Origin of the sequence: Kitasatospora sp. NPDC057595 (assembly GCF_042800875.1) — a bacterium.
GTDB lineage: Bacteria > Actinomycetota > Actinomycetes > Streptomycetales > Streptomycetaceae > Kitasatospora.
Map to the genome: position 1 here is coordinate 34,643 of NZ_JBHVGL010000027.1, position 25,198 is coordinate 59,840.

The following is a 25,198-nucleotide window of genomic DNA, read 5'->3' on the forward strand; positions in this document are numbered from 1 at the left end:
CAGAGAGTTGTCCTTTCCTGTGGACAACTCGGGCCTGTGGATAACTCCTGTCACCTGCGGGAGTGATTATCCCGGAATACCCGGAATTCCCCTGGACATCCGGGGGCCGGGCGGTCCACCGTCAGTTCCCGAAGCCGGACTCGTCCGAGGGCAGCTCCAGGTCGCTCTTCGCGAGTTCCTCGATGTTCACGTCCTTGAAGGTCAGCACCCGGACCTTGCGGACGAACCGGGCCGGCCGGTACATGTCCCAGACCCACGCATCCGCCATCGACACCTCGAAGAACACCTCGCCCTGCACCGAGTGCACCTGCAGCTCGTAGTCATTGGTGAGGTAGAACCGTCGCTCGGTCTCGATCACGTACTTGAACAGGCCGACGACGTCCCGGTACTCCCGGTAGAGCTTGAGCTCCATCTCGGTCTCGTACTTTTCGAGATCTTCGGCACTCATCCAGGCGTCCCCTCAACTTGTCACGTCCACCCATTGTGGACCACCGCACTCACCCTCAGAGCCTTACCGGGGCTGCCGGCGGCCCCTCGGTCAACAGCCGCTGCAGAAAGTCCACCAGCCCGACCGGATAGACGGTCTCGGCGGTGGCCCGCAATTCCCCGACCGTCCACCAGCGTGCCGCGAGCAGCTGGGCGTGCTCGTCCTCGCCCATGCCCGAGTGGTCCAGCACCGTGTCCGTCGTGCGGGCCAGGTGGAACCACTGGTCCTGCTCGTAGCGCCGTCCCCGATAGGAGAACGAAGCCTTGCCGTACGCCACCACCGGCCCCAGCTCCACGCCGCGCAGCCCGGTCTCCTCCAGGAGTTCGCGCTCGGCGGCGTCCCGGAGGTCCTCCCCCGGCTCCAAGCCGCCGCCGGGGGTGAACCACCAGGTGACGCCGGGGACCGCCGGGTCCGAGCCGTGGAACAGCAGCACCCGGTCCTGCCCGTCGAACAGCAGGATCCGCGAGGCCCTGCGCCGCTGTGCCGCCATGACGAGCCTCCACGCTCCCTTCGTCCGCCCCGGTCGCTCCCCCGATCCTGCCACCCGGCGCGGTCGTCCGGGGCGAGGTTGGGCAGAGCGGCCCCGGCGCGAACCGCGCCGGCCGGGGTCAGGTCGTGCGGCGGCGACGGCGCGCCAGCCCTGCCACCCCGTTCACCGCCGTGGTCACGAGGATCGTCGCCGCGCCTACAACGCTCGCCCAGAACGCGGGTTCCAGCGGTCCCGGGCCTGCCGAGCCCTCCCCGCCGACCACCTCGAACGCCGAGGTGCCGGACAGCAGGCCGGCCCGGCCGAGCGGAAGCACGGTGGCCTCGACCCGGGCCTCCACCCCGGTGGCCGGGACGGTCCCGCCGTCGACCTCCAGGTGGACGCGGGAGTCGAGCGAGCCGAGCCGGTTGTCGCCGAGCAGGAAGAGACGGCCGGGCGGCACCTCCACGCTGAAGGCGGTTCCCTGGGCGCCCTGCGCCGCGAGGTACGGCTCGTCCACCGGCTTGCCGTTGACGGTCAGCCGCTGGTCACCGGTGGCGACGGCGACGGTGTCGCCGCCGATCGCGACCACGCGCTTGACCATGAGCGGGCCGCCCCAGGCCTGGTCGCGGAAGACCACCACGTCACCGCGCCGGACGTCCGCGCCGTCGGTCTTCCGCGCCAGGACGGTGTCCCCGGTCCTGAGGGTCGGCTCCATCGAACCGGTCGGGATGTTGTACGGCCGGTAGCTCACGGCGATCACCGCGAAGCCGCCGATCAGCAGGACCAGGCCGACGGCGAGCAGCACGCCCTGGACCACGGCCCCGGGGGCGCGCCGGGGGCGGACCGCGGCCGGGGGATCATCGGTCGTCCGTTCCACGACACTGCTCATCGACACCGTCCAACCCCTGACCGACCCGGAAACGCTCACGGCGGCGTACCGGGGCCACGGGCGGAAAACCCGGCGGGCCGTGGCACGTCCGAGCAGATTACTCGTCGGTACCACGGCCCGCGCAAGACCCGGGAGCCCCCGGTCGGGATCAGGACCGCCGGTCGCGGTCCGGCCGGTTCCGCAGCCTGCGGACCAGCGGGAGCAGGGCGACGGCGCCCACGGCACCGGCTGCGGCCGGCACCGCCGGCGCGGCCGCCGCCAGGCCCTTCTGGTCGAAGGTGTCCGGCACCGGCAGCGTCGACCAGTGGTTGACCGGCCAGGCCACCACGAAGGCGCGCCCGATCACGTCGTCCACCGGGACGGTCCCGCCACCCGGCTGGTCCATGTGGAAGCGCGAGTCGAGCGAGTCCGCGCGGTGGTCGCCCATCACCCAGATCCGGCCGTCGGGAACCTTCACCGGACCGAACGGCTTCGTCCCGCACGGGGTGTTGCCGGCGTAGACGTACGGCTCGTTGAGCGCGACGCCGTTGACCTTCACCGGCCCCTCGCCCTCGCACTCGACGGTGTCCCCGCCAACCGCGATGACCCGCTTGATGAGGTCCTTCTCGTTGTCGGAGGGCATCAGACCGACGAAGCTCAGCACGTCCTGGACGCCCCGGACGAAGGCGTTGCTGCTCTCCTTGGTGGGCTCGTCGGCCAGCCAGCCGCCCGGGTCGTGGAACACCACGACCTCGCCGCGCTCCGGCTCGGCGCCGAACCACGGGGTGAGCTTGTCCACCAGCACCCGGTCACCGACCTGCAGCGTGTTCTGCATCGACTCCGACGGAATGGAGAACGCCTGGACGAAGAAGGTCTTGATCACCAGCGCCAGGACCAGGGCGATGCCGATGAGGATCGGCAGCTCCTTCCAGAACGAACGCTGCTTGCGCTCGTTCCGCGGCGGCTGCTCCTCGGTACCGTCCGCCGGGCCGGAGTCGCCCGGGAGGGGCGGCGGGGTGTCACCCGTGCCGTCGCCGTGCCCGTCCGCGGACTGGGCCGCCGTGTCCTCGGCCGAGGACGAGGGCGCCGCGGCCTCCGCGGACCGGTCTGCCCGGCCGCCGGAGCCCTCGGGCTCGCCGGCGCCTGACCGGGCGCCGATCACCAAATCCCCCACAACGTCTCCTCCCTGCTGTGCGGACGCCCGTGCGCCCGCGCTCACAGTGCCGCACAGCGGGCACCACGCTCCATCACCGACCGCGCCCCCGCCAGGACCGGCCCCCGACGGGCCTCCTGACACCGGCACAGCCTTCGGGTGCGACCCCTCGACACCGAGTCGGCCGCACCCAGCACTTCTCTATCACTCCCGGGCATCCGGCTCGCGGTCCCACACGCCCGGTCCGATCACGACCGGCCTGTCCGGACCTACGCCCGGGGCCGCCCCATCCGGCGGCCGATGAGCGGAAGGATGCCCAACACACCCATAACGAGCGGAGGTTCCTCGGGAACCGGCCCGCCGCCCATCGAGTCCGTTGCGGTCGTGCCGTCGGCCGGAACCCGCGCCACCGAGGAGAGTGAAACCGGCACCTCAAGTTGATGAACCCGGCCCACCGGCCAGGCGATCATGAACGCCCGCCCCACCACGCCGCTCACCGGAACGGTGCCCTGCCCCGGATTGCCCATGTGGAAACGGGAGTCGGCGGACACGTCCCGGTGGTCGCCCATCACCCAGAGCCTGCCCTGCGGCACCTTCACCTTGAACGGCTGCCGGGAGGGCGGGTTGCCCGGAGCGAGGTAGGGCTCGTCCAACGGCCTGCCGTTGAGGCTGATCCTGCCCTGCTCGTCACAGCACTCGACGGTGTCCCCGCCGACCCCGATCACCCGCTTGATGAGGTCCTGCTCGCTGTCGGACGGCAGCAGTCCGACGAAGGTCAGCACCTGCTTGGCCGCACGCAGGACCGGCCCGTCCTTCGACGACCCGTGCTCGTTCTCCAGCCAGCCGCCCGGATCCCTGAACACCACCACCTCGCCGCGCTCCGGCTCGGCGCCGAACCAGGGGGTGAACTTGTCCACCAGCACCCGGTCCCCGACCTGGATGGTCTGCTCCATCGAACCGGAGGGGATCACGAAGACCTGCACCAGGAAGGTCTTCATCACCAGCGCCACGACCAAGGCCACCACGACGACCAACGGGATCTCGCGCAGACGGGAGCGTCGGCGGCGGCGGGCCGCCCGGCGGGCGGTGCGACGGCGCTCGGCGCGCCCGCGCACCACCGGGACGGCAGTGGGGGCGGCAGGGGCCGCGTCCTCCTCCAACCCGGTCACGCCATCGGTGACAGCACCCGTTTCGGGGCCGGACGCGGGGCCGGTCGGGGACCCGGGGTCGGTTCCGGCGGCCGGGCGGTCGGCGAGCCGTCCCCTACCTCTGGTCCCCATGGCCACCGGTCCCCCCTGTCGCGGCAAAGGCCGCCGGCCGGTCGACCGAGTCCCAGTGCCCGACCGGGTAGACCACCCAGGCCGCCCGGCCGATCACCCTGGACTCGGGGACGAACCCGCCGCCGGGGTCACCGAGGTGATCGCGGGAGTCCCGGGAGGCGCTGCGGTGGTCGCCCAGCACGAAGAGCTTGCCGGACGGCACCACCACGTCGAAGGCCACGGCGGACGGCTCGTCCCCGGGGTACAGGTAGCCGGACTCGTCGACCGGCACACCGTTGACGGTGAGCGGGCGGCCCGGTCCCGCGCTGGTCACGCGGTCGCCACCGACGCCGATGACCCGCTTCACGTAGACCGAGTCACCGGCCGGGACCAGCCCGACATCACGGCCGAAGGAGCGCAGCGAGGTCCAGACGCCGTCGCGTTCCAGCGGCTTGCGCAGAAAGGAGCCCGTACCGTCGAACACCACCACGTCACCGCGCTGCGGGCGGCCGCCGAAGGCGTAGGACAGCTGGTTCACGATCAGGCGGTCGCCCGGTCGCAGGGTGTTCTCCATCGACCCGGAGGGCACCGAGAACGGCCGCGCCACGAAGGCGTTCACCAACAGCAGCACGAGCAGGCAGATGCCGGCGAGCAGCAGCAGGTCACGCACGCCCGAGCGCCCGCGCGCGGTCTCCGCGCCGTCACTCTCCTCGGAAGCGCCTTCCTCGGAACCGTTCTCCCCGGAACCGTTCCCCTCGGAATCGCTCTTCTCGGAGGCGCTCTCCCCCGAGTCGGCGCCGCTCTCCTCGGCGGGGGCCACGGAAACGACCGCGGACCGCGCCGGCGAGTCCGCACCGATGGGTGCGGGACTGCCGTCGCGGTCCGCGGGTGGTTCGTGCGTGCTCATCGGGGGCTGAGCTTACCGTGCGGCAGCCCGGCCCCCCAGAGCGATCCGATCCCCCGGCAGCGCCGGGGGCCGGTGGATCAGCGGTCGCGCTTCTCCTTGATCTTCGCGGCCTTGCCGCGGAGGTCACGCAGGTAGTACAGCTTGGCGCGGCGAACCGCACCGCGGGTCACGACCTCGATCTTCTCGACGACCGGGGTGTGCACCGGGAAGGTGCGCTCGACACCGACGTTGAAGCTGACCTTGCGAACGGTGAAGGTCTCACCGACGCCGGCGCCGTGGCGGCGGATGACGACGCCCTGGAAGACCTGGACACGGGAGCGGTTGCCCTCGATGACCCGGACGTGCACCTTCAGGGTGTCACCGGCGCGGAACGCCGGGATGTCGCTACGCAGCGAGGCCGCGTCGACAGCAGCGAGCTTGTTGCTCATGTTGCTCTCCATCGCAGGCGCCACGGGCCGCCCACGGAAGTCGTCACAATGGGGTTCGCTGCGGGCCGCACCGGCTACCGGCGATCCCCCCGTGGCGGGGGCGCCGAACCACGTGACCCCTACAGGAGGAGCCCAGCGACAGACAGCAGCGGCCTATTCTTCCACACCACCGGCCGCAGACCGAAATCGGCCGAGCCCCTCGTCCCAGGCGAGGCCGAGCACGTCGAGCGCCGCGCGGTCCTTCTTGTCGAAGTCGGCGTGCCGCCACCGCGCCACCAGGTCCGGCCGGTTGGCCAGGGTACGGGCGAAGGCCTGCTCGCGACGCCAGCGGGCGATCTTGCCGTGGTTCCCGCTCAGCAGGATGTCCGGCACCGTACGGCCGCGCCACTCGGCGGGCTTGGTGTAGACCGGGCCCTCCAGCAGGTCGGCCATCGCGCCGGGCGCGAAGGAGTCGTCGCGGTGGGACTCGGCGTTGCCGAGCACGCCGGGCAGCAGCCGGGCGATCGCCTCGACCATGACCAGCACCGCGACCTCGCCGCCGGCCAGCACGTAGTCGCCGATCGACGCCTCGACCACCGGCATCCGGGTGGCCGCCTCCTCGATCACCCGCCGGTCGATGCCCTCGTACCGGGCCGGGGTGAACGCCAGCCACGGCCGGCCCGCCAGCTCCTGCGCGAGTTCCTGGGTGAACGGCCGGCCGCTGGGGGTGGGCACCACCAGGGTCGGCAGCTCCCCCTCGGGGCCCCGGGCGAGCACCGCGTCGAGGGCCTCGCCCCACGGCTCGGGCTTCATCACCATGCCCGGGCCGCCGCCGTACGGGCTGTCGTCGACGGTCCGGTGCACGTCGTACGTCCAGTCGCGCAGGTCGTGGACGTGCACGTCGAGCTGACCGCGGGCGCGTGCCTTGCCGACCAGCGAGATGTTCAGCGGCTCCAGGTACTCGGGGAAGATCGACACGACGTCGATCCGCATCCCGTGCCGCACGACCGGGGCCGAGGCCTCCGCAGGCTCCGGGGAGCCCACGGCCTGCACGGACTCCTCGGAGCTCACTGCGACTCCTCCGCCGAATCAGCCGAATCAGCCGAGCCCGCCGACTTCCCCGCGGACTCTGCGGACTCCGCGCCCGGCGCGGACTCGCCGAGCGCGACCTCGGCGCTCTCCGGGTCGATCAGCCCGGGCGGCGGGTCGATGACCGCGCGCTGGTTCTCCAGGTCGATGGTCGGCACGATCCTGCTGACGAAGGGCACAAGCGCCTCCGTCCCGTCCGGCTTCTTCACGGTGAGCAGGTCCTGGTACGGCAGGTGGATCACCTCGGTGAGCTCGCCCACCAGGGTGCCGTCGAGCAGGACCACGTCCAGACCGATCAGCTGGTGGTCGTAGTACTCCTCCGGGTCGTCCGGACGCTCCTCCGGGTCGACCTCGGCGATCAGGATCGTGCCGCGCAGCGCCTCGGCGCCGTTGCGGTCCTTGACGCCGGCGAACCGCAGCAGCAGCCGCCCGCTGTGCACCTTGCCGGACTCGACGGTCAGCGGTCCGGCCGAGGCCGGGTCGGTGAGCAGGACGGCACCGGGGCCGAGCCGGAGCTCCGGCTCGTCGGTGCGGACCTCGACACTGACGTCCCCCCTGATGCCGTGGGCGCGGCCGATCTTGCCGACGACGAGCTGCACGGTGATCGTTCTCCTGGATGAGTGCTGCTGAGTGCTGCTGCTTGCGTGAGTGCTTGGGGCTGAGGAGTACTGCGGAACCGCCGCGGGGAAGCCGCCGAGAACGGCGAAGGCCGGCCGGGACGACATGCGTCCCGGCCGGCCTCGAAACCCTGACGGCTGAACGAGCAGCCGGGTCAGCGAATGTTGTCCACGTCGACCAGGTCGACCCGGACGTTGCGACCGCCGAGGGCGCCGACCACGGTGCGCAGGGCGCGCGCCGTGCGGCCACCCCGGCCGATCACCTTGCCGAGGTCATCGGGGTGCACCCGCACCTCGATGGTGTTGCCCCGACGCAGGTTGCGCGAGCGCACCTGCACCTCGTCGGGGTGCTCGACGATGCCCTTCACCAGGTGGTCGAGGGCGTCCTCGATCACGATCAGGCCTCGGCGGCGGCGTCGGCCTCAGCCTCGGCCTTGTCCGACTTCTTGGCCTTCGGGGTGATGGCGACACCGGTGGTGGCGTCCTCGAAGCCGGCGACGGCCTTGGCGAACAGGTGCGAGAAGTCCTCGACCTTCGGCTCGGCGACCTTCAGCGGCTCCGGAGCCGGCAGGCCCTTGAACTTCTGCCAGTCGCCGGTCAGCTTGAGGATGGCGAGCACCGGCTCGGTCGGCTGGGCGCCGACGGACAGCCAGTACTGGGCGCGGTCGCCGTCGACCTCGATCTTCGAGGGGTTGTAGGTCGGCTGGTAGATGCCGATCTCCTCGATCGCACGGCCGTCACGCTTGGTGCGGGCGTCGGCGACGATGATGCGGTAGTGCGGGGAGCGAATCTTGCCGAGACGCTTCAGCTTGATCTTGACTGCCACGGGAGTGGAATCTCCTGGTGTTGACGTGGGTGAGCGGCCCCGCCCTCGCGTGGGGTTGCGCGGTGGGCCGTTCAAGGGACACGCCAGCCGAAGGAGAGAGGGGTCCTGCCCGGCTGCCGAGTACTCAGCGGTCCATTCTGCCACACAGGGCGCCGACCCCCGAAAACAGGTCGACCGGGAGCCCCCGCTCCCGGTCAGCCCAACGCGCGCACCTGCTCGGTGCACCTCACTGGCGAATCATCGCTCGATCATCGTGGTCCATCGCGATCCATCGCGGTCCTGCGGTGGATCTTGGCGCCCTCGGTTCCCCGAGCCGTGAGGCTCCCCGGGTCGCCCGACGGACCGCGAGCCGAGCTGTCAACTACGAACGACGTGCTGCGAACTACGCGATCTTGAACGGCTGCTGGCACGCACCGCAGACGATGGACGCCTGCGCGAGCACCGACGGCACGACCCGGACGTTGCGCCCGCACCCGCAGACCGCCTTCACCCGGACGCCGCCCCCGGAGGAGCCGTGCCGGGCCGCCGGACCGCGGAAGGCGCGCGAGGCCCCCTCACCGGCCACCGCTTCCTGGTGCGCGCCGAGGGCGCGGTCCAGGCGCTCGATGGTCTCGGCGTACCGCTCGCGGGTCTCCTTGAGCATGGTCACCTGGGAGAAGCCGCTGCTGGCGTGCGGCTCGACCGGGTGCGCCAGGCCCAGCTCGGAGGCCAGGAGCAGGAAGCGCCGGTTGTGGTAGCGGCCGGCCCGCGAGGTGTCCCGGATGTCCCGGGCCGCGGCCAGACCATGGGCAGCCTCGTGGAGGAGCCGCTCGAAACCGAGCCGGGTGCCACAGGCCGAGGAGGACTCGCCGATCAACGCCTCGGGCGAGGCGAGGTCGGGGAGGTCCTGGTGGTAGGCCTGGATGTCACTCCAGGCGGCGGCCAGTTCGGCCGCGAGAACGAGGGGCTGTGTCGTGCTCACGCTAGACCAACGATGGAGTAGGAGCCGATGTTCCGCGTGTTCCGCTTCCCCTGGAATTCCCAGGAAACTCTCAGGAATGTGCGACCACGCGCGAAATGCGCGTTCCGGATCTGACGCAAGACCAACCCCCTGCAGGTTTGGGGCCGCCGGCTCGGCGGCGGCTCGTCATTTCCGTCCGGGGGCGGGCTGTCGCCCCCAGGACGTACGGCCCGTGTCCTGTCGAGTTGACAGGGCCACGGGCCGTACACCGTACCGCTATTCCGTTAATACCGGCAGTTGACCGACCAGTAGGGATGTCGGCATGTGAGACATGCACGCAACAAGGCCGGTCACCGGGCATCCGAATTCCTCGCCGAGCAGGTCGGCGACCCTCGGAACGGGTCGCCTGACGCTGTTTTACGGTGAGATCCTTCGTGGTCGTCCGCAGCCCCGAGAGGCGACCGAACGGTCAGTAGGCGCGCGCGACGAGCGCGACGTTGCCCTCCTGGTCGTCCGTCTGCGGCACCGAGCCGTCGGCGGCCACGATGCAGCGCACCGAGACGCCCTGCTCGGCCAGCTTGGCCTCGCCCTCCGGGCCGAGCTCGGCCCAGGAGATCCGGCCCCAGCCGGTGGTGGCGGCCTCGACGGCCTCGTCGATGGTCTTCACGTCGACCGTGCGGGACTCACGGCGCTCGCGCGACTGGCGCAGCAGCAGGGCCTGGTCCTCCTCCAGGATGCCCGGGAGGGTCGCCGCCAGGGCGTCGATCGAGACCGGCTCCTTGCCGCCCGGGATCCGGCGGGCCAGCATCGCGGTGCCGTTCTCCAGGTCGCGCGGGCCGACCTCGATCCGCAGCGGCACGCCCTTGAGCTCCCAGTCGACGGCCCGGCGGCCGAACGGGGTGTCGGTGCGGTCGTCGACGACCACGCGGATGCCGACGGCCTCCAGGGCGGCGCCGATCTCACGGACCTTGGCGATCACCGCGTCGTCACCCTTGATGGCCAGGACGACGGCCTGGACGGCGGCCAGCCTCGGCGGGACGCGCAGGCCGCTGTCGTCGCCGTGCGACATGATCAGGCCGCCGACCATGCGGGTCGAGACGCCCCACGAGGTCTGCCAGACGTACTCGCGCTCGGCGCCCTGCAGCTGGTAGGTGGTGTTGAACGCCTTGGCGAAGTTCTGGCCCAGCTCGTGGCTGGTGCCCATCTGCAGCGCCTTGCCGTCACCCATCATGCCTTCGAGGGTGAGGGTGTTGATGGCGCCGGCGAAGCGCTCCTTGGCGGTCTTGCGGCCGAGCACGACGTCGATGCCGAGCACGTTGGTCATGAAGTCGCCGTAGACCTGGGTGTGGATCATCGACGCGTACTCACGGGCGTCCTCGTACGTGGCGTGGGCGGTGTGGCCCTCCTGCCAGAGGAACTCGGTGGTGCGCAGGAAGACGCGCGGGCGCAGCTCCCAGCGGACCACGTTGGCCCACTGGTTGATCAGCAGGGGCAGGTCGCGGTGGCTCTGCACCCACTTCGAGAAGTACTCGTTGATGATCGTCTCGGAGGTCGGCCGGACGACGACCGGCTCGTCCAGCTGCTTGCCACCACCGTGCGTGACCACCGCGAGCTCGGGGGCGAAGCCCTCGACGTGCTCCGCCTCCTTGGTCAGGTACGACTGCGGGATGAACATCGGGAAGTAGGCGTTCTGGGCGCCGGCCTTCTTGATCCGGGCGTCCATCTCCTGCTGCATCCGCTCCCACAGGCCGTAGCCGTACGGTCGGATGACCATGGTGCCGCGCACCGGACCGTTGTCGGCCAGCTCGGCCTTGTTGATGAGGTCCTGGTACCAGCGCGGGAAGTCTTCCGCCTGAGGGGTGAGAACGGGTGCCTTAGCCATGGGCGAATCGTACGGGGAGCGGGCCTCCGACTTCGAATCCGTTCCGGGCAACGGGACGCCCGGGGCGCACGCCCCCGACCCGCGCGCACCACCCCGCACCCCTCTGGACGCCGTGCCCGAGCCGCTGTTCGCTGGAGTGGGGGCGGGACGTCGAGGGGGGTCCGAGCAGCACACCGAAGGACCGGATGGGAGGCCGCGATGGCTTCAGCGCGGGTGACCGGCACGACCGCAGCACCCCCCGGCGCAGGGCGGCCCGCCGCCCGGGCCCGGGACTGGGCGGAGATCCAGGAGCGGATGCTGGTGCCGCTCTACGAGGCCGTCCACGACCGCCTGGAGGTCGGTCCGGCGACCAGCCTGCTGGGCCTGGGCTGCCGCTCCGGCCTCGCCCTGCTGCTGGCCGCCGGCCGGGGCGCACAGGTGGCCGGGCTGGAGGCCGACGACGAGCTGCGCGCGCTGGCCCGGAAGCGCCGTCTGCGGGTCGACCCGGACGCCCGGACGGCGCCCGACGGCCGGACCGCGGCGGACGGCCGAACGGAGGCGGACGTCGCCCGCTCGGCCTATTCGCTGGTGACCGTTTTCGAGCAGCCGCCGCCGGGCGCCGAACCACGCCGGACGGTGGCCGGGGCGGCCCGGCTGGTCCTGCCCGGCGGGCACGTGGTGCTGGCCGCCTGGGGACCGCGGGAGCGCTGCGAGAGCGCGGCCGTGCTGGACGTCGCCCGGCGGATGGCCCGGCGCAGCGGCGCGCCCGACCCGTTCGAGCTGAGCCCGCCCGGCGCGCTGGAGGACCTGCTCGCCGGGACCGGTCTGCGCCCGGCCGGCGGCGGCCGGGTCGGCTGCCCGTTCGCCTACGCGGACCTGGAGAGCGCGCTGCGCGGGCTGCTCTCCACCGGGCTCTACGACGCGGCGTCGGAGTTCTCCGGGCCGGCGCTGGTCGCCAAGGAGCTGGAGGAGGCGCTGCAGCCGTACCTGCGGCCGGACGGCACGGTGCGGATGACGAACGTCTTCCGCTACCTGATCGCCGAACGGCCCCGCTGAACCCCACTGAACCCCGGGGGCCGACCCGGGGGACAACGGTACGGGCCGCAGCACGGAACGCCGGAGGGGCGCGCGCCACCACGGCACGCGCCCCTCGTCGCAGACCTTCGTCGCAGGCCTTCGTCGCAGGCCCTCATCGCGGGCCCTCATCGCGGGCCCTCCTCACGGACCCCCACCCCGTACCGCGAGCCCGCCGGCCCTCAGGCCTGGTCGAGCGCCTTCCGGGGCACCCCCGCCGCCCGGTAGGCCTCCTCCTCGTCCAGCGTCTCCGCCTCCAGCAGCGCCGCCGCCAGCGCGTCCAGCCGGGGCCGCTGCTCGGTCAGCAGCCGCACCGCCTCCTCGTAACACTCCGCGACGATCCGCCGGGCCTCCTCGTCCACCGCGTCCAGCGTGGTCGGTGCTGCGGAGAGCCCGTACGCGCCCTGCGGGTCGGACGGGACGGCGGTGAGCCGGCCGACCCGCTCGCTCATCCCCCACCGCCCGGCCATGCCGCGGGCGATGTTGGTGACCTGCTCCAGGTCGCTCTCCGCGCCGGTGGTGACGACCCCGTAGACCACCTGCTCGGCGGCCATCCCGCCGAGCGCGCCGATGATCCGGCCGCGCAGGTAGGGCTCGGTATAGGAGTACCGGTCGGCCTCCGGGGTGGAGAGGGTGACACCGAGGGCACGGCCGCGCGGCACGATGGTGATCTTGCGGACCGGGTCGGCGCCCGGCTGGAGCATGCCGAGCAGGGCGTGGCCGCTCTCGTGGTACGCGGTCCGCTCCCGTTCGGCCTGCGGCATCACCAGCGGACGGACGGCGCCGAGCTGGACCTTCTCCAGCGCGTCGGAGAGGTCCCGGTCGTTGACCGCGTCCTGACGGCGCTTGACCGCGAGCAGGGCGGCCTCGTTGACCAGGTTGGCCAGTTCGGCGCCGGTCATCCCGGGGGTGACCTTGGCGAGCCGGGTCAGGTCGGCGTCGCCGGCCAGCGGGACGTCCCGGGAGTGGATGCGCAGGATGGCCGCGCGGCCGTCGCGGTCCGGCGGGCTGACGGTGATCCGCCGGTCGAACCGGCCGGGGCGCAGCAGCGCCGGGTCGAGCACGTCGGCCCGGTTGGTGGCGGCGATGACGATGACGCCCTCGGAGCCGGTGAAGCCGTCCATCTCGGTGAGGATCTGGTTGAGCGTCTGCTCGCGCTCGTCGTGGCCGCCCATGCCGCCGCCGCTGCCGCGCTGGCGGCCGATGGTGTCGATCTCGTCGATGAAGATGATCGCCGGGGCGACCTTGCGGGCCTCGGCGAACAGTTCGCGCACCCGGCTGGCGCCGACGCCGACGATCATCTCGATGAACTCGGAGGCGGACGCGGAGAAGAACGGAACGTCCGCCTCGCCGGCGACGGCCCGGGCCAGCAGCGTCTTGCCGGTGCCGGGCGGGCCGCTGAGCAGCACGCCGCGCGGCATCTTGGCGCCGAGCCGGCGGTAGTGCTGCGGGTTCTTCAGGAAGTCGACCACCTCGGTGAGCTCGGCCTCGACCTCGTCGATGCCGGCCACGTCGGCGAAGGTGGTGCGCCGGCCGGACTCGGCGGTGACCGGCTTGGGCGGGGCCTTGCGGCCGAGCGCCCCGCCGCCGAGCCCGCCGGCCATCCGCCGGGCGAGCAGCACCCAGATCAGGATCAGCAGCAGCATCGGGGCCAGTGAGATGAGCAGGTTGGCGAGGAAGCTGCGCTGCTGGACGACCGGCTCGGCGGTGACCTCGACGCCCTGCTGCTGGAGGGTGGTCCAGAGGTTGTCCCCGGCGAAGACCGGCCGCTGGGTCCGGAAGTCGGTGTACGTCCCCTTGTCGCCGTCCGGCTTCGGCTCGGCGTTCTTGAGGGTGCCCTCGATCGCGTCGCCCTTGGAGTAGATCTTGGTGATGTTGCCCTTGTTCAGCTGGTTGTTGAACTCGGTGTAGGAGATCGTGGTGGCGCCGCCGGGGCCGAAGAAGGACAGCAGCACGTCGCTGATCAGGAACACCACGAGGGCGGTGAGGACGAGGCCCAGCCAGCCGCCGGGCATCCTGCGCCGCGGGGGCGGCGGGGGCGGGGCACCCTCGGATCGCCACGGCTGGTCGGGGGTCTGGCGCGGTGGCACGGGATCAGTCACTCATCGGACAATACGGACATCTGCTCGGCTCCTCCAACCGCAACGCCGCGCCCTGCCCCGCGCCCGGTCAGCCCTGCCGCTGCGCGTCGGCCGACCCCGGCCACTCCTCGGCGGTCAGCGCGAACCGCTCGTGGTCCCGCCACGCCCCCTGGAGGAACAGCATCCGCGGGGTGAACCCCTCGTGCCGGAAGCCCAGCCGCTTGGCCAGCGCGATCGAGCGGTCGTTGTCCGGCTGGACGTTGATCTCCAGCCGGTGCAGGCCGAGCCCGCCCTCCGACTGCGCGGCGAAGCAGCGGTCCAGCACCAGCCGCATGCCCTCGGTCATCCGCCCGGTGCCGGCGAACGGCAGGAACGAGTCGTAGCCGAGCGCGCCGTTGCAGAACCGGCCCATCACGATGTTGGCCACGTTGACCTTGCCGACCAGCCCGTCCGTCTCCCGGTCCACCACCAGGAAGGTCCGCAGGCCCGGCCCCTGGCGCTCCATCAGGTCCGGCAGGGCGTCCGGCTCCACCGGGTTCCACCGGCCGATGTGCTCGGCGGACCGTCGGACCGCCTCGGCGTACGCCACCTCGTCCCCGGCCCGCGGGGCCCTGATCGTCACTCGCATCGGACCATCATCTCGGACGACCATCGGGCATGCGAACGGCCCGCCGTCCGGTCGCAACCGGTCGGCGGGCCGTTCATCGCACGTCCCGGGAGCCCGCGGGCCCCGGAGGGATCCGAGGAGGGAGGACCTACAGCAGGTCCTTGAACTCCTTCGGCAGCTCGAAGTCGGCCGGGCCCTTGCCCGCGCCGAGGCCGAACGCGCCGCCCTCGGCGGGCGCCTGGCCGCCGCCGGCACCGAGCGCGCGGCGCTCGGCGGCCGCGGCCTCCTCCTGCGCCCGCTTCAGCGGGTTGCCGCTCTTGCGCTTGCCCTTGGCGACCGGGGCCTTCTTGGCGGACTTCTTGCCGCCGCCGCCCATGCCCGGGATGCCCGGCATGCCGGGGACGCCCTTGCCGGAGGCCATCGCCGACATCATCTTGCGGGCCTCGAAGAACCGCTCGACCAGGTTCTTCACCTCGCCGACCTGGACGCCCGAGCCCTTGGCGATGCGGGCCCGGCGGGAGCCGTTGATCAGCTCCGGCTCGGCGCGCTCGATCGGGGTCATCGACTTGATGATCGCGCCGACCCGGTTGACGTCCTTGTCGTCGATGTTGTTGATCTGCTCGCGGATCTGGCCCATCCCCGGCAGCATGCCCAGCAGCTTGGAGATCGAGCCCATCTTCTGGACCTGCTCCAGCTGGGACAGGAAGTCGTCCAGCGTGAACTGCTTCGGGCCGCCGCGCAGCTTGGCGGCGATCTTCTCGGCCTCGGCCTGCGAGAAGGTCTGCTCGGCCTTCTCGATCAGCGAGAGGACGTCACCCATGCCCAGGATGCGCGAGGCCATCCGGTCCGGGTGGAAGGCGTCGAAGTCGTCGACCTTCTCACCGTTGGAGGCGAACATGATCTGCCGGCCGGTGACGTGCGCGACCGACAGCGCGGCACCGCCGCGGGCGTCGCCGTCGAGCTTGGAGAGCACCACACCGGTGAAGTCGACGCCCTCGAGGAAGGCCTGCGCGGTGGTGACCGCGTCCTGGCCGATCATCGCGTCGACGACGAACAGGACCTCGTCCGGGTTGACGGCGGCCCGGATGTCGGCGGCCTGCTGCATCAGCTCGGCGTCGATGCCGAGGCGGCCGGCGGTGTCGACGATGACGACGTCGTGCTGCTTCTGCTTGGCGTACTCGATCGAGTCCCGGGCCACCTGGACCGGGTCGCCGACGCCGTTGCCCGGCTGGGGGCCGTAGAACGCCACACCGGCGCGGTCGGCGACGACCTGCAGCTGGTTGACGGCGTTGGGGCGCTGGAGGTCGCAGGCGACCAGCAGCGGGGTGTGCTTCTGCGTCTTCAGCCAGTGGCCGAGCTTGCCGGCGAGGGTGGTCTTACCCGCACCCTGCAGACCGGCGAGCATGATCACCGTCGGGCCGTTCTTGGCGAACCGCACCCGGCGGGTCTCGCCACCGAGGATGGCGATGAGCTCCTCGTTGACGATCTTGATGATCTGCTGCGCCGGGTTCAGCGCGCCGGAGACCTCGACGCCGAGCGCGCGCTCCTTGACCTGCTTGATGAAGGCCCGGACGACCGGCAGCGCGACGTCCGCCTCCAGCAGCGCGATGCGGATCTCGCGGGCGGTGGCGTCGATGTCCGCCTCGCTCAGGCGGCCCTTGCCCCGAAGGTTCTTGAACGTCGCTGCGAGGCGATCGGAAAGGGTGTCGAACACGTCGTCGCGGGTCCTCTGCGGCATCGGTCTGAGTACGGTCGTCGCTCCCAAGGGTATCCGGCCGCCCCGGGGACGGTCTCCACCCGGGTTCGACCGAACCTTCGCCGGGCCTCGGCCGGGCCTCCGCCGGGTCCCGGGGCAGGCCTCCGCCGGGCCTCAGCCCAGCGCCGCCCGGACCGCCGCCGCCACCTCCCCGGCCCGCCGGGCATCGAGCGGACGGCCCGCCGCATCGGTCAGGTAGAAGGCGTCCACGGCCTCCGCGCCGAGCGTCGAGACGTGCGCGGTCCGCACCCGCACCCCGGCGCCGTCCAGCGCCCGGCCGATCCGGTGCAGCAGCCCCGGGGCGTCGTGCGCGCGCACTTCCAGCACCGTCGCGCTCGCCGAGGCCGCCGACGGCGCCACCGCGACCACCGGCGGCGGAACGGGGACGCCGCGTCGGCGCGGGGCCGCCGCGTCCCGCTCGGCCAGCCGGCGGGCGACGTCCAGCGAGCCGTCCAGCGCCCGGCGCAGGTCCGCCCGGAGCCTGGCCGCCTCGGGCAGCTCCCCGAACTGCGCGGTCACCGTCCAGGAGAGCAGCAGGACCGGCCCGGCGCCGATCGGGTCCAGCTCGCGCAGCCCCGCCGAGCGGACCGCCAGCCGGTGCAGGGCCAGCACCCCGGCGACGGTGCCCAGCAGGCCCGGCCGGTCCGGGACGGCCAGCAGCAGCCGCACGCCCATCGGCCCGGTGCCGTCGCCGTCGATGCCCGAAGACGCGCCGGCGAGCGACGCGGCCCGCATCGACGCGGCCGAGAGCGACGAGGCCGACAGCGACAGCGCCGGCCCGCCGGTGCGGGCCGCCTCCACCGCCAGCCGCTCCTGTTCGGCGGTCGGCTCGGCCTCGACGGGGCCCGGCCGCCCGCCGTGCTCCCCGGTCAGCCGGGCGGCGGCCCGGGCGGTCAGGCCGTCCACCAGCGCGGCCCGCCAGGCGCTCCACGCGGCCGGGCCGGTGGCCAGCGCGTCCGCCTCGGTCAGCGCCCGCAGCAGCTCCAGCCGCGTCACCGAGCCGACCGCCTTGGTGACCGCCTCCACGGTCGCCGGATCGTCCGGGTCCCGCCGGGTCGCGGTGTCCACCAGGGTCAGGTGGTGGCGGACCAGCACCGCCAGGGTCTCCACCGACTCCGGGTCGAAGCCCATCCGGGCGGCCAGGGCGCGGACGAGCACCTCGCCCGCCTCGCTGTGGTCGCCCGGTCCGCCCTTGCCGAGGTCGTGCAGCAGCGCGGCGACCAGCAGCAGGTCCGGCCGGGCCACCCGGCGGGTCATCGCGGCGGCCCGCACCGCGGTCTCCACCAGGTGCCGGTCCACCGTCCAGCGGTGCACCGCGTTGCGCTGCGGCCGGCAGCGCACCCGCGCCCAGTCCGGCAGCAGCCGGGTGACCAGCCCCTGCGCCTCCAGCGCCTCCCAGACCGGCAGGCAGGCCTCCCCCGCACCCAGCAGGGTGACCAGCTGCTCGCGCGCCTCGGCCGGCCAGGGCACGGGCAGCGGACGGCACTCCGCCGCCAGCCGTCGCACCGTCGCATGGGAGAGGGGCAGGCCGGCCTGCGCGGCGGCGGCCGCGGCGCGCAGCGGCAGCACCGGGTCCGCGGCCGGGCGGGCGCCGCGGGCGAGCACCGCCTCGCCGTCCTGCTCGACCACGCCCTCGGCGAGCGGCCGGCGCTCCACCGCGCCCCGGGCCGTCGCGCCCCCTCCGGACCCACCGAACGCACCGGCGGCCGGGCCGGTGAACGGGAAGCGCCGTTGCGGACGGCGGCCCCGGCCCGAGCGGGCGGCGAGCACCCGCTCCACCGACCGCCAGGCGACGTCGGAGGCGTACCCGACGGTCCGCGCCGCCTCGTAGACCAGGCGCAGCAGGGCGTCCGCGTCCGGCACGCCCAGCCGCTCGGCGATCCGGTCCTGGTCCTGCAGGGCGAGCCGCTCGGTGGCCCGGCCGGTCACCAGGTGCAGGGCGTCGCGGACGTCCGCCAGCCGGAGCGCGGCGGCCTCCAGCCCGTCCCGGGGCGCGTCGGCCAGCCAGCTCGCGGCGATCGCACGGAGCGCGACGACGTCCCGCAGGCCGCCGCGGGCCTCCTTCAGATCGGGCTCCAGCAGGAAGGACAGCTCGCCGTGCCGCTCGGCCCGCTCCCGGCCCAGCTCACGCAGCTCGGGCAGCCGCCGAGGGGCGGCCGCCCGCCAGTCGGCGAGGACGGTGGAGCGCAGCGCGGCGGTGAGCGCCGGGTCGCCGGCCACGTGCCGGGCGTCCAGCAGGCCGAGCTGCGCCTTCAGGTCGGCGCCGGCCACCGCCCGGGCCTCGGCCGGGGTGCGGACCGCGTGGTCGAGCGGGACGCCGGAGTCCCACACCGGGTACCAGAGGCGCTCGGGCAGGGCGCGGTCCAGCCGGCCCTCGTGCAGCAGCAGGACGTCGAGGTCGCTGCGCGGGGACAGTTCGCCGCGCCCGTAGCCGCCGACCGCGACCAGGGCGGTCCGGGCGGGCGTGCCGGCCTCGGCGAACAGGGCGGCCAGCCAGTCGTCGGTGAGCGCGGACAGCGCGGTGCGCCGCTCCCGGCCGCCGGGGCCGGGAGCGGCGAGCAGCCGGGCCCGCGCGGCGGCGGGCCCGGACGGGCCGTCGGAAGCACCGGAACCGGCGGGGCCGGTGAAACCGGTGGAACCGGGCCCGGGGGCGTCGGGGGCGGTGGCCATCCGGTCGGACCCTCAGAGGGCGTCGGGGCCGCGCTCGCCGGTGCGGACCCGGACGGCGGTGTCGACCGGGATCGCCCACACCTTGCCGTCGCCGATCTTGCCGGTCCGGGCCGCGTTGACCAGGACCTCGATCAGCGGTTCGGCGTCCTCGTCCTCGACCAGCACCTCGACCCTGACCTTGGGTACCAGGTCCACGGTGTACTCCGCGCCCCGGTAGACCTCGGTGTGGCCGCGCTGCCGGCCGTAGCCGCTGGCCTCGGAGACGGTCAGGCCGTGCACGCCGAAGGCCTGCAGGGCGGCCTTCACCTCGTCCAGGCGGTAGGGCTTGATGACGGCGGTGATGAGCTTCATCGGGCGTCCACCTCGGTCTTCTCGGTGCCGTGCGCCGACGTCGGCGCGGGTGCGGGTGACGGCGCGGTTGCGGTTGCGGGTGCGGAGGCCGCGGCGACCAGCGCCGCCGCCGGGGCGGCCGTCCGGCCGAGGGCCGAGCCCAGCGCGCTGAAGTCGTAGGCGGACTCGGCGTGCTCGGCCTGGTCGATGCCGGCCAGCTCGACCTCCTCGGCGACCCGGAAGCCGATCACCCGGTCGACCGCCTTGGCCAGCAGCCAGGAGAGCACGAAGGAGTAGACGGCGACCACCGCCACGCCCATCGCCTGCTTGCCCAGCTGCCCGAACCCGCCGCCGTAGAACAGTCCCCTGGCGCTCTGGCCGACCGTCCCGGTGGCGAACAGGCCGACCAGCAGCGAGCCGATCGCCCCGCCGACGGCGTGCACACCGACCACGTCGAGCGAGTCGTCGAAACCCCATCGGTACTTGAGGCCGATCGCGGCCGCGCAGACGGCGCCGGCGACCAGACCGATCACCACCGCGCCGAGCGGGGAGACCGAGCCGCAGGCCGGGGTGACGGCGACCAGCCCGGCCACCGCGCCGGAGGCGGCGCCCAGCGTGGTGCAGGCGCCGTGCCGCAGCCGCTCGTAGACCAGCCAGCCGACCAGCGCGGCGCCGGCGGCGACCTGGGTGTTGAGCAGGGCCGTCGCCGCGACGCCGTTGGCGGCCAGCGCCGAGCCGGCGTTGAAGCCGAACCAGCCGAACCAGAGCAGCCCGGAGCCCAGCATCACCAGCGGCAGCGAGTGCGGGCGCATCGGGTCCTTGCGGAAGCCGATCCGCTTGCCGAGCACCAGGCACAGCGCCAGGCCCGCGACCCCGGCGTTGATGTGGACGGCCGTCCCGCCGGCGAAGTCGATCACGCCGTTGCGGTCGCCGAGCCAGCCGCCGTGGCCGCCGTCGAAGAAGAACACCCAGTGGGCGACCGGGAAGTAGACCACGGTCACCCAGAGCGCCACGAACAGGCCCCAGGCCGTGAATCTCGCGCGGTCCGCGACCGCCCCGCTGATCAGCGCCGGGGTGATGACCGCGAACATCAGCTGGAAGGCGGAGAAGGCGGTCACCGGGATCGTCCCGGTGAGGTCGGCGAGCCCGACGCCGTGCATCCCCAGGAAGTCCAGGTTGCCGATCAGGCCGGCGCCCGCGTCGGGTCCGAAGCTGAGCGAGTAGCCGTAGAGGACCCACAGCACGCTGACGATGCCCAGCGACAGGAAGCTCATCGCCAGCATGTTCAGCGTGCTCTTGGCCCGGACCATCCCCCCGTAGAAGAAGGCCAGCCCCGGGGTCATCACCATGACCAGGGCGGCGCTGACGAGTACGAAGGCGGTGTCGCCCGCACTGAAACCGTCCGGCATCGGCTCTCCTCCTCACTGGAAGCCGATCCGCACCCGGGTCCTGTCCCGTGCACCCGGGGCGTCGGCGTTGTCCAGGAGCGTGCCGAAGGCCGGTTTCAGCCGATGCGACCGGGTGTTTCACCACCGTGACGAGGGCGACCGCGGGGTTACACCCACGTGAACGCAGCACCGACCGTGCCGTCGGCGGCCGGCACGGTCGGTGAGGGTGTCGCGGTGGCGGCTCAGACCACCGAGACGTACTCGGGGATGTCCTGGACCACCCGCTCCTTGAGCCGGCTGACCGCGTCCACGCCCTTGTACCGGGAGGCGGCGGCCTCGGTGGTCTTGCGGACCCGCGAGTTGAGCCGCTCGGAGCGGACCTTGGTGGCGATGTCCACCGCCTGCTCGGCGAAGACCGCCGCCTCCTCCGGCTCGTTCTGCAGGAGGTGCACGCTGGCCATGCCGACCAGGTTGAAGGCATAGGAGCGGACGTGGTCGCCGTCCTGCCGGAACAGGTCGACCGCGCGCTCCATCACCGGCGCCGACATCGAGGCGTACAGCTCGGAGTTGTCCGAGTGGTAGGCGAGGTCGCGGAAGGAGTGCGCGTTCTCCGCGTTCAGCTCGGCCGGCGAGAAGAACTTCAGCCAGTCCGGGTCGCCGTCGCCCTCGCGGATGTCGGTGAAGGTGTCCTCGGCCAACCGGATCGCCCGGGCGCACCGGTTCACCTCGCCGATCGTGGCGTACGCGCGCGCCTCCATCGCGTACAGCAGGGACTGCTGGCGCGGGGTGGCGGTGTCCCGGCTGCCGTACTGGGCGAGGTGGATCAGCTCCAGCGCGTCCTCGCCGCGGTTGAGGTGGATCATCTGCCGGCTCATGTCGGTGAGGATCAGCGCGCCGAACGGGCGGTCGCCGGCCTCCTTGGCGGCGTGCAGCGCCAGCACGTAGTACTTCTGCGCGCTGGGGTGCATGCCGACGTCGTAGGACATCCAGCCCGCCAGGTGGGCCAGCTCCGCGGTGAGCCGGAACAGCCGCTTGGTGGTCTGCTCCGGGTAGGTCTCCTGGAGCAGGTCGGTGACCTCGTGGAGCTGGCCGACCACGGCCTTGCGGCGCAGCCCGCCGCCGTTCTGCGCGTCCCACTGCCGGAACATGACGGTGGTCTGCTCCAGCAGTTCCAGCTCGGGCTCGGAGAGCCGGCCGGTGAACGGCTCTCCGCCGTTGGCCGCGGTCAGGATCGGGGTGGGCGCGCCGGTCGGACCGGGCGCCAGCCAGCGCTGCATCGGCTCGATCAGCGCGGCACCGGCGGTCAGGGCGAGCGAGGTGCCCAGGAAGCCGCGCCGGTTGAGCATGAGGTCGCTGCGCGAGTAGTCGCTGATCAGCTGGACGGTCTGCGGCGCGCTCCACGGCAGGTCGACGCCGCCGCCGACGGTGGAGACCGGCACGGCGGCGCGCAGGCCGAGGTCCTCGATGGAGACCACCGAGCCGAACCGCTCGGAGAACAGCTCGGACATGATCTTCGGAATGGGCTCGCGCGGCTGTTCGCCGTCGAGCCAGCGCCGCACCCGCGAGGTGTCCGTGGAGACGTGGTGGGCCCCGATCTGCCGGGCCCGACGGTTGACCTGGCGGGCCAACTCTCCCTTGGACCAGCCGCTGCGGGCGAACCACGTGGTCAGCTTCTCGTTGGGTTGCTTCTCTGCCATGGGTCCGTCCCCATCCCGCCCGGGCCCCCGGGGCCCCGATCGTGACCGCCCGACGGTTGCGGGCTCTTGCCAGACGTGTCGTACCGGACTGCGGCGCTCGCACCGCAGACGGACCGTCAGTTCCCCAACTCCCGGCCCGCCATGGCCGGAAGCGGACACCCCGACGAGGTCCGTGTGCTGAACGTAACGCCCCGCGCACCGCCCCGGGGAGCGGCCCTGGCGAAACGCCACCTTTCGCCACCCCCAGGAGTGAACCGAACCGTGTCAGCAGACGGTTCACTAGGAAGTCCCGACGGCCCGGCATATGCAGGCCGCCAAGTCCCCGACAGCACCCGGCTTTTCAGGCGAACCGCCGCCGCCACAGGCGGACTTCGCACCCGCACCGACCGACGACCCTCCCGCGCACAGACGATCCGGCATCGGCACCGCCGACCACAAGGCGGCGCACGGGGCGCACCAGGGCAACTGGCGCACACCGCGCGCCGCACGCCGCCACCGCACCACGCACCACGCACAGGAAAAGCAACACACAGTCACCGTCCCGTAACCATAGGCAACAAGAACCTGTTGGGGGAGGCATGGACAAGCTGTTCGGCGAACTTCGCCTGGGGCACCTGCGGCTGGCGCCGCTGGGCGCGCGCCGTCGCACCCGCGCCACCGCGCGGCAGGCGGCCGCGGAGTACACCGGCCGGTGGGGCTGGGCCGTCCTCGTCGGCGAGCCGGTCCGCGCGGCGGGCCCGGCCGGCAGCCCGGAGCGCTGCCACTGCGGCCGGCAGCGCTGCGCCGCCCCCGGCCTGCACCCCGTCCCCGGCGCCGGACCGGCCGTCCGCCCCGGCACCGACGTCTCGGTGCTGTTCCCGACCGGCCGCGCCTTCGACGTCCTCGACGTCCCCGAGCCGGCCGGCCTGCAGGCACTGGTCCGGCTGGAGCGGATGGGCACCCAGATCGGCCCGGTACTCGCCTCGCCCACCGGACGGCTGCAGTTCCTGGTCGCGCCCGGCACCGCCCGCCGGCTGCCGGACCTGCTCTACCGGATGGGCTGGGACGACGCCGCGCTCGACCTCACCTGCCACGGCGAGGGCAGCTTCGTCGCCGCGCCGCCCACCGTGCTCGCCGGCCTCGGCCCGGTCCGCTGGCTGCGCCGCCCCACGCGCGACAACGCCGGCTGCCCGCCCGAGGCCCGTCTGCTGCTCGGCACCCTCGCCTACGCCTGCCACCGCGGCCGCGAGCGCACCCGCGAACCCGCCTGGATCGCCTGATCGTCCGACCACCCGATCGTCCGACCCTCCGCTGCTCCGATGCCGCTCCGATGCCACTCCGGTGCCGCTCCGGTGCCGCTCCGATCGTCCGGGAGAACGCCGAAGGGCCCGCCCCTCGCGGGAGCGGACCCTTCACCGGTGGCACCGGACGGTGCTCAGTCCCCGATCAGCGCGTCCACGAACGCGCCCGGCTCGAACGGCGCCAGGTCGTCGGCACCCTCGCCGAGCCCGATCAGCTTGACCGGCACGCCCAGCTCGCGCTGGACGGCGACCACGATGCCGCCCTTGGCGGTGCCGTCCAGCTTGGTCAGCACGATGCCGGTGATGTCGACCACCTCGGCGAAGACCCGGGCCTGGATCAGCCCGTTCTGACCGGTGGTGGCGTCCAGCACCAGCAGCACCTCGTCCACCGGGCCGTGCTTCTCCACGACCCGCTTGACCTTGCCCAGCTCGTCCATCAGGCCGGTCTTGGTGTGCAGACGCCCGGCGGTGTCCACCAGGACGGTGTCCGCGCCCTCGGCGATGCCCTCCTTGACGGCGTCGAAGGCGATCGACGCCGGGTCGCCGCCCTCCGGCCCGCGCACGGTGCGCGCGCCGACCCGCTCGCCCCAGGTCTGCAGCTGGTCGGCGGCGGCGGCACGGAAGGTGTCGGCCGCGCCGAGCACCACCGTGCGGCCGTCGGCGACCAGCACCCGGGCCAGCTTGCCGGTGGTGGTGGTCTTGCCGACGCCGTTGACGCCGACGACCAGGACGACCGCGGGGCCCTCGTCGTGCTTGGTGGAGCGCACGGTGCGGTCTGCGTCCTTGCCGATCAGCTCGACGAGCTCCTCGCGCAGCAGGCCGCGCAGGTCCTCGGGGGTGCGGGTGCCGAGCACCTTGACCCGGGTGCGCAGCCGCTCGACCAGCTCCTGGGTGGGGGCCACGCCCACGTCGGCGGTCAGCAGGGTCTCCTCGATCTCCTCCCAGGTGTCCTCGTCGAGGTGCTCGCGGGAGAGCAGCGAGAGCAGGCCCTTGCCGAGCGAGTTCTGCGAACGGGAGAGCCGCGAGCGCAGCCGGACCAGTCGGCCGGCGGTGGGCTCGGGAACCTCGATGGCCGGGGCTTCCTCGGCCGCCTCGGGGGCGGCTTCGACCTCGGCACGGGCCTCGGCCTCGGCCTCGGGGAGCTGGACCTCCTCGACGGTGCGGCGCGGTTCCTCGGTCGGCGGCGCGGCCTCCTCGCCGACGGCGGGCTCGCGCGGGGTCGGGGGCGCCGTGATGACCGGCGCCTGCGACTTCGGGGGCAGCTGCTGGCGTCGTCTGCCGGAAACGACGAGTCCGGCGATCGCGCCGACGGCGACCACCGCGATGACTACGGCAAGAATCACGTATTCCATAACTCTCCAAGTATCCGCGACACCGGTCCCGGCGAACCGCAGGCGGCCGGGTGGATCACCCGCCGACCGGACGGGGGCCG

23 protein-coding genes are annotated in these 25,198 nt (G+C 73.0%); 2 read left to right on the forward strand and 21 right to left on the reverse strand.

The window, feature by feature from the left end; genetic code table 11:
- Nucleotides 1–121 precede the first annotated feature (121 nt).
- The 13 genes from ACFU9E_RS31030 to proS all read right to left on the reverse strand — a co-directional run bounded on the left by ACFU9E_RS31030 (nucleotide 122) and on the right by proS (nucleotide 10,904).
- Complete coding sequence (locus tag ACFU9E_RS31030; RefSeq protein WP_030056781.1) at nucleotides 122–448, reverse strand: DUF2469 domain-containing protein; 327 nt, start codon at nucleotides 446–448, stop codon at nucleotides 122–124.
- A 55-nt stretch (nucleotides 449–503) separates the two neighbouring features.
- The gene (locus tag ACFU9E_RS31035; protein ID WP_380682005.1) at nucleotides 504–977 is read right to left on the reverse strand and encodes an NUDIX hydrolase; all 474 of its coding nucleotides are present in this window, start codon (nucleotides 975–977) and stop codon (nucleotides 504–506) included.
- 118 nt (nucleotides 978–1,095) lie between these two features.
- Complete coding sequence (lepB, locus tag ACFU9E_RS31040; RefSeq protein ID WP_380682004.1) at nucleotides 1,096–1,845, reverse strand: signal peptidase I; 750 nt, start codon at nucleotides 1,843–1,845, stop codon at nucleotides 1,096–1,098.
- Nucleotides 1,846–1,993: 148 nt separating this feature from the next.
- Entirely contained in the window at nucleotides 1,994–2,998 is a 1,005-nt protein-coding gene (lepB, locus tag ACFU9E_RS31045) for a signal peptidase I (protein ID WP_380682003.1), read from the reverse strand.
- Between the two features lie 248 nt (nucleotides 2,999–3,246).
- Nucleotides 3,247–4,146, reverse strand: a complete 900-nt coding sequence (gene lepB, locus ACFU9E_RS31050) for a signal peptidase I (RefSeq protein WP_380682002.1) — start codon at nucleotides 4,144–4,146, stop codon at nucleotides 3,247–3,249.
- A 94-nt stretch (nucleotides 4,147–4,240) separates the two neighbouring features.
- Complete coding sequence (gene lepB / locus ACFU9E_RS31055) at nucleotides 4,241–5,143, reverse strand: signal peptidase I (protein ID WP_380715526.1); 903 nt, start codon at nucleotides 5,141–5,143, stop codon at nucleotides 4,241–4,243.
- A gap of 77 nt (nucleotides 5,144–5,220) precedes the next feature.
- The gene (gene rplS / locus ACFU9E_RS31060) at nucleotides 5,221–5,571 is read right to left on the reverse strand and encodes a 50S ribosomal protein L19 (RefSeq protein WP_063347674.1); all 351 of its coding nucleotides are present in this window, start codon (nucleotides 5,569–5,571) and stop codon (nucleotides 5,221–5,223) included.
- A gap of 153 nt (nucleotides 5,572–5,724) precedes the next feature.
- Nucleotides 5,725–6,543, reverse strand: a complete 819-nt coding sequence (gene trmD / locus ACFU9E_RS31065) for a tRNA (guanosine(37)-N1)-methyltransferase TrmD (RefSeq protein WP_380682010.1) — start codon at nucleotides 6,541–6,543, stop codon at nucleotides 5,725–5,727.
- 74 nt (nucleotides 6,544–6,617) lie between these two features.
- Nucleotides 6,618–7,238 carry a ribosome maturation factor RimM gene (gene rimM / locus ACFU9E_RS31070; RefSeq protein WP_380682000.1) on the reverse strand — a complete coding sequence of 207 codons (621 nt, stop codon included), beginning with the start codon at nucleotides 7,236–7,238 and terminating at the stop codon, nucleotides 6,618–6,620.
- 173 nt (nucleotides 7,239–7,411) lie between these two features.
- On the reverse strand, nucleotides 7,412–7,651 hold the full coding sequence (locus tag ACFU9E_RS31075) for an RNA-binding protein (protein WP_030056773.1): 240 nt from the start codon (nucleotides 7,649–7,651) through the stop codon (nucleotides 7,412–7,414).
- A 2-nt stretch (nucleotides 7,652–7,653) separates the two neighbouring features.
- Nucleotides 7,654–8,082, reverse strand: a complete 429-nt coding sequence (gene rpsP, locus ACFU9E_RS31080; RefSeq protein ID WP_344337896.1) for a 30S ribosomal protein S16 — start codon at nucleotides 8,080–8,082, stop codon at nucleotides 7,654–7,656.
- 382 nt (nucleotides 8,083–8,464) lie between these two features.
- Entirely contained in the window at nucleotides 8,465–9,043 is a 579-nt protein-coding gene (locus ACFU9E_RS31085; RefSeq protein WP_030306744.1) for a hypothetical protein, read from the reverse strand.
- A 448-nt stretch (nucleotides 9,044–9,491) separates the two neighbouring features.
- Nucleotides 9,492–10,904, reverse strand: coding sequence for a proline--tRNA ligase (gene proS, locus ACFU9E_RS31090; RefSeq protein ID WP_380681999.1), 1,413 nt, complete (start codon nucleotides 10,902–10,904; stop codon nucleotides 9,492–9,494).
- A 198-nt stretch (nucleotides 10,905–11,102) separates the two neighbouring features.
- Between proS and ACFU9E_RS31095 the strand changes: the two genes are divergently transcribed.
- Entirely contained in the window at nucleotides 11,103–11,939 is an 837-nt protein-coding gene (locus ACFU9E_RS31095; protein WP_380681998.1) for an SAM-dependent methyltransferase, read from the forward strand.
- Between the two features lie 200 nt (nucleotides 11,940–12,139).
- Here the strand turns inward: ACFU9E_RS31095 and ftsH are convergent, their stop codons facing one another.
- From ftsH to ACFU9E_RS31130, 7 genes are all read right to left on the reverse strand, one after another.
- Nucleotides 12,140–14,059 (reverse strand): ATP-dependent zinc metalloprotease FtsH, encoded by a 1,920-nt coding sequence (gene ftsH / locus ACFU9E_RS31100; protein WP_380681997.1) that lies wholly within the window; start codon nucleotides 14,057–14,059, stop codon nucleotides 12,140–12,142.
- 67 nt (nucleotides 14,060–14,126) lie between these two features.
- Nucleotides 14,127–14,666 carry a GNAT family N-acetyltransferase gene (locus tag ACFU9E_RS31105; RefSeq protein WP_380681996.1) on the reverse strand — a complete coding sequence of 180 codons (540 nt, stop codon included), beginning with the start codon at nucleotides 14,664–14,666 and terminating at the stop codon, nucleotides 14,127–14,129.
- Between the two features lie 127 nt (nucleotides 14,667–14,793).
- Nucleotides 14,794–16,359, reverse strand: a complete 1,566-nt coding sequence (gene ffh / locus ACFU9E_RS31110) for a signal recognition particle protein (protein WP_380715533.1) — start codon at nucleotides 16,357–16,359, stop codon at nucleotides 14,794–14,796.
- A 156-nt stretch (nucleotides 16,360–16,515) separates the two neighbouring features.
- Complete coding sequence (locus ACFU9E_RS31115) at nucleotides 16,516–19,071, reverse strand: [protein-PII] uridylyltransferase (RefSeq protein WP_380715528.1); 2,556 nt, start codon at nucleotides 19,069–19,071, stop codon at nucleotides 16,516–16,518.
- Between the two features lie 12 nt (nucleotides 19,072–19,083).
- On the reverse strand, nucleotides 19,084–19,422 hold the full coding sequence (locus ACFU9E_RS31120) for a P-II family nitrogen regulator (RefSeq protein WP_355369639.1): 339 nt from the start codon (nucleotides 19,420–19,422) through the stop codon (nucleotides 19,084–19,086).
- Nucleotides 19,419–20,810 (reverse strand): ammonium transporter, encoded by a 1,392-nt coding sequence (locus ACFU9E_RS31125; RefSeq protein ID WP_380682754.1) that lies wholly within the window; start codon nucleotides 20,808–20,810, stop codon nucleotides 19,419–19,421. The genes ACFU9E_RS31120 and ACFU9E_RS31125 overlap by 4 nt, the downstream gene beginning before the upstream one ends.
- A 221-nt stretch (nucleotides 20,811–21,031) precedes the next feature.
- Nucleotides 21,032–22,486 (reverse strand): hypothetical protein, encoded by a 1,455-nt coding sequence (locus ACFU9E_RS31130; RefSeq protein ID WP_380682753.1) that lies wholly within the window; start codon nucleotides 22,484–22,486, stop codon nucleotides 21,032–21,034.
- 578 nt (nucleotides 22,487–23,064) lie between these two features.
- Between ACFU9E_RS31130 and ACFU9E_RS31135 the strand changes: the two genes are divergently transcribed.
- Nucleotides 23,065–23,745, forward strand: coding sequence for a bifunctional DNA primase/polymerase (locus tag ACFU9E_RS31135; protein WP_380682752.1), 681 nt, complete (start codon nucleotides 23,065–23,067; stop codon nucleotides 23,743–23,745).
- 155 nt (nucleotides 23,746–23,900) lie between these two features.
- Here the strand turns inward: ACFU9E_RS31135 and ftsY are convergent, their stop codons facing one another.
- Complete coding sequence (gene ftsY, locus ACFU9E_RS31140; protein ID WP_380682751.1) at nucleotides 23,901–25,118, reverse strand: signal recognition particle-docking protein FtsY; 1,218 nt, start codon at nucleotides 25,116–25,118, stop codon at nucleotides 23,901–23,903.
- Between the last annotated feature and the right edge of the window lie 80 nt (nucleotides 25,119–25,198).

Coding starts and splice junctions, on each gene's coding strand:
- proS (WP_380681999.1), bottom strand. CDS start 10,904: ATGGCTAAGGCACCCGTTCTCACCCCTCAGGCGGAAGACTTCCCGCGC.
- ftsY (WP_380682751.1), bottom strand. CDS start 25,118: ATGGAATACGTGATTCTTGCCGTAGTCATCGCGGTGGTCGCCGTCGGC.
- ACFU9E_RS31125 (WP_380682754.1), bottom strand. CDS start 20,810: ATGCCGGACGGTTTCAGTGCGGGCGACACCGCCTTCGTACTCGTCAGC.
- lepB (WP_380715526.1), bottom strand. CDS start 5,143: ATGAGCACGCACGAACCACCCGCGGACCGCGACGGCAGTCCCGCACCC.
- trmD (WP_380682010.1), bottom strand. CDS start 6,543: ATGCGGATCGACGTCGTGTCGATCTTCCCCGAGTACCTGGAGCCGCTG.
- ACFU9E_RS31030 (WP_030056781.1), bottom strand. CDS start 448: ATGAGTGCCGAAGATCTCGAAAAGTACGAGACCGAGATGGAGCTCAAG.
- ACFU9E_RS31135 (WP_380682752.1), top strand. CDS start 23,065: ATGGACAAGCTGTTCGGCGAACTTCGCCTGGGGCACCTGCGGCTGGCG.
- ACFU9E_RS31105 (WP_380681996.1), bottom strand. CDS start 14,666: ATGCGAGTGACGATCAGGGCCCCGCGGGCCGGGGACGAGGTGGCGTAC.
- ACFU9E_RS31120 (WP_355369639.1), bottom strand. CDS start 19,422: ATGAAGCTCATCACCGCCGTCATCAAGCCCTACCGCCTGGACGAGGTG.
- rplS (WP_063347674.1), bottom strand. CDS start 5,571: ATGAGCAACAAGCTCGCTGCTGTCGACGCGGCCTCGCTGCGTAGCGAC.
- ACFU9E_RS31035 (WP_380682005.1), bottom strand. CDS start 977: ATGGCGGCACAGCGGCGCAGGGCCTCGCGGATCCTGCTGTTCGACGGG.
- lepB (WP_380682004.1), bottom strand. CDS start 1,845: ATGAGCAGTGTCGTGGAACGGACGACCGATGATCCCCCGGCCGCGGTC.
- ACFU9E_RS31130 (WP_380682753.1), bottom strand. CDS start 22,486: ATGGCAGAGAAGCAACCCAACGAGAAGCTGACCACGTGGTTCGCCCGC.
- ACFU9E_RS31115 (WP_380715528.1), bottom strand. CDS start 19,071: ATGGCCACCGCCCCCGACGCCCCCGGGCCCGGTTCCACCGGTTTCACC.
- ACFU9E_RS31095 (WP_380681998.1), top strand. CDS start 11,103: ATGGCTTCAGCGCGGGTGACCGGCACGACCGCAGCACCCCCCGGCGCA.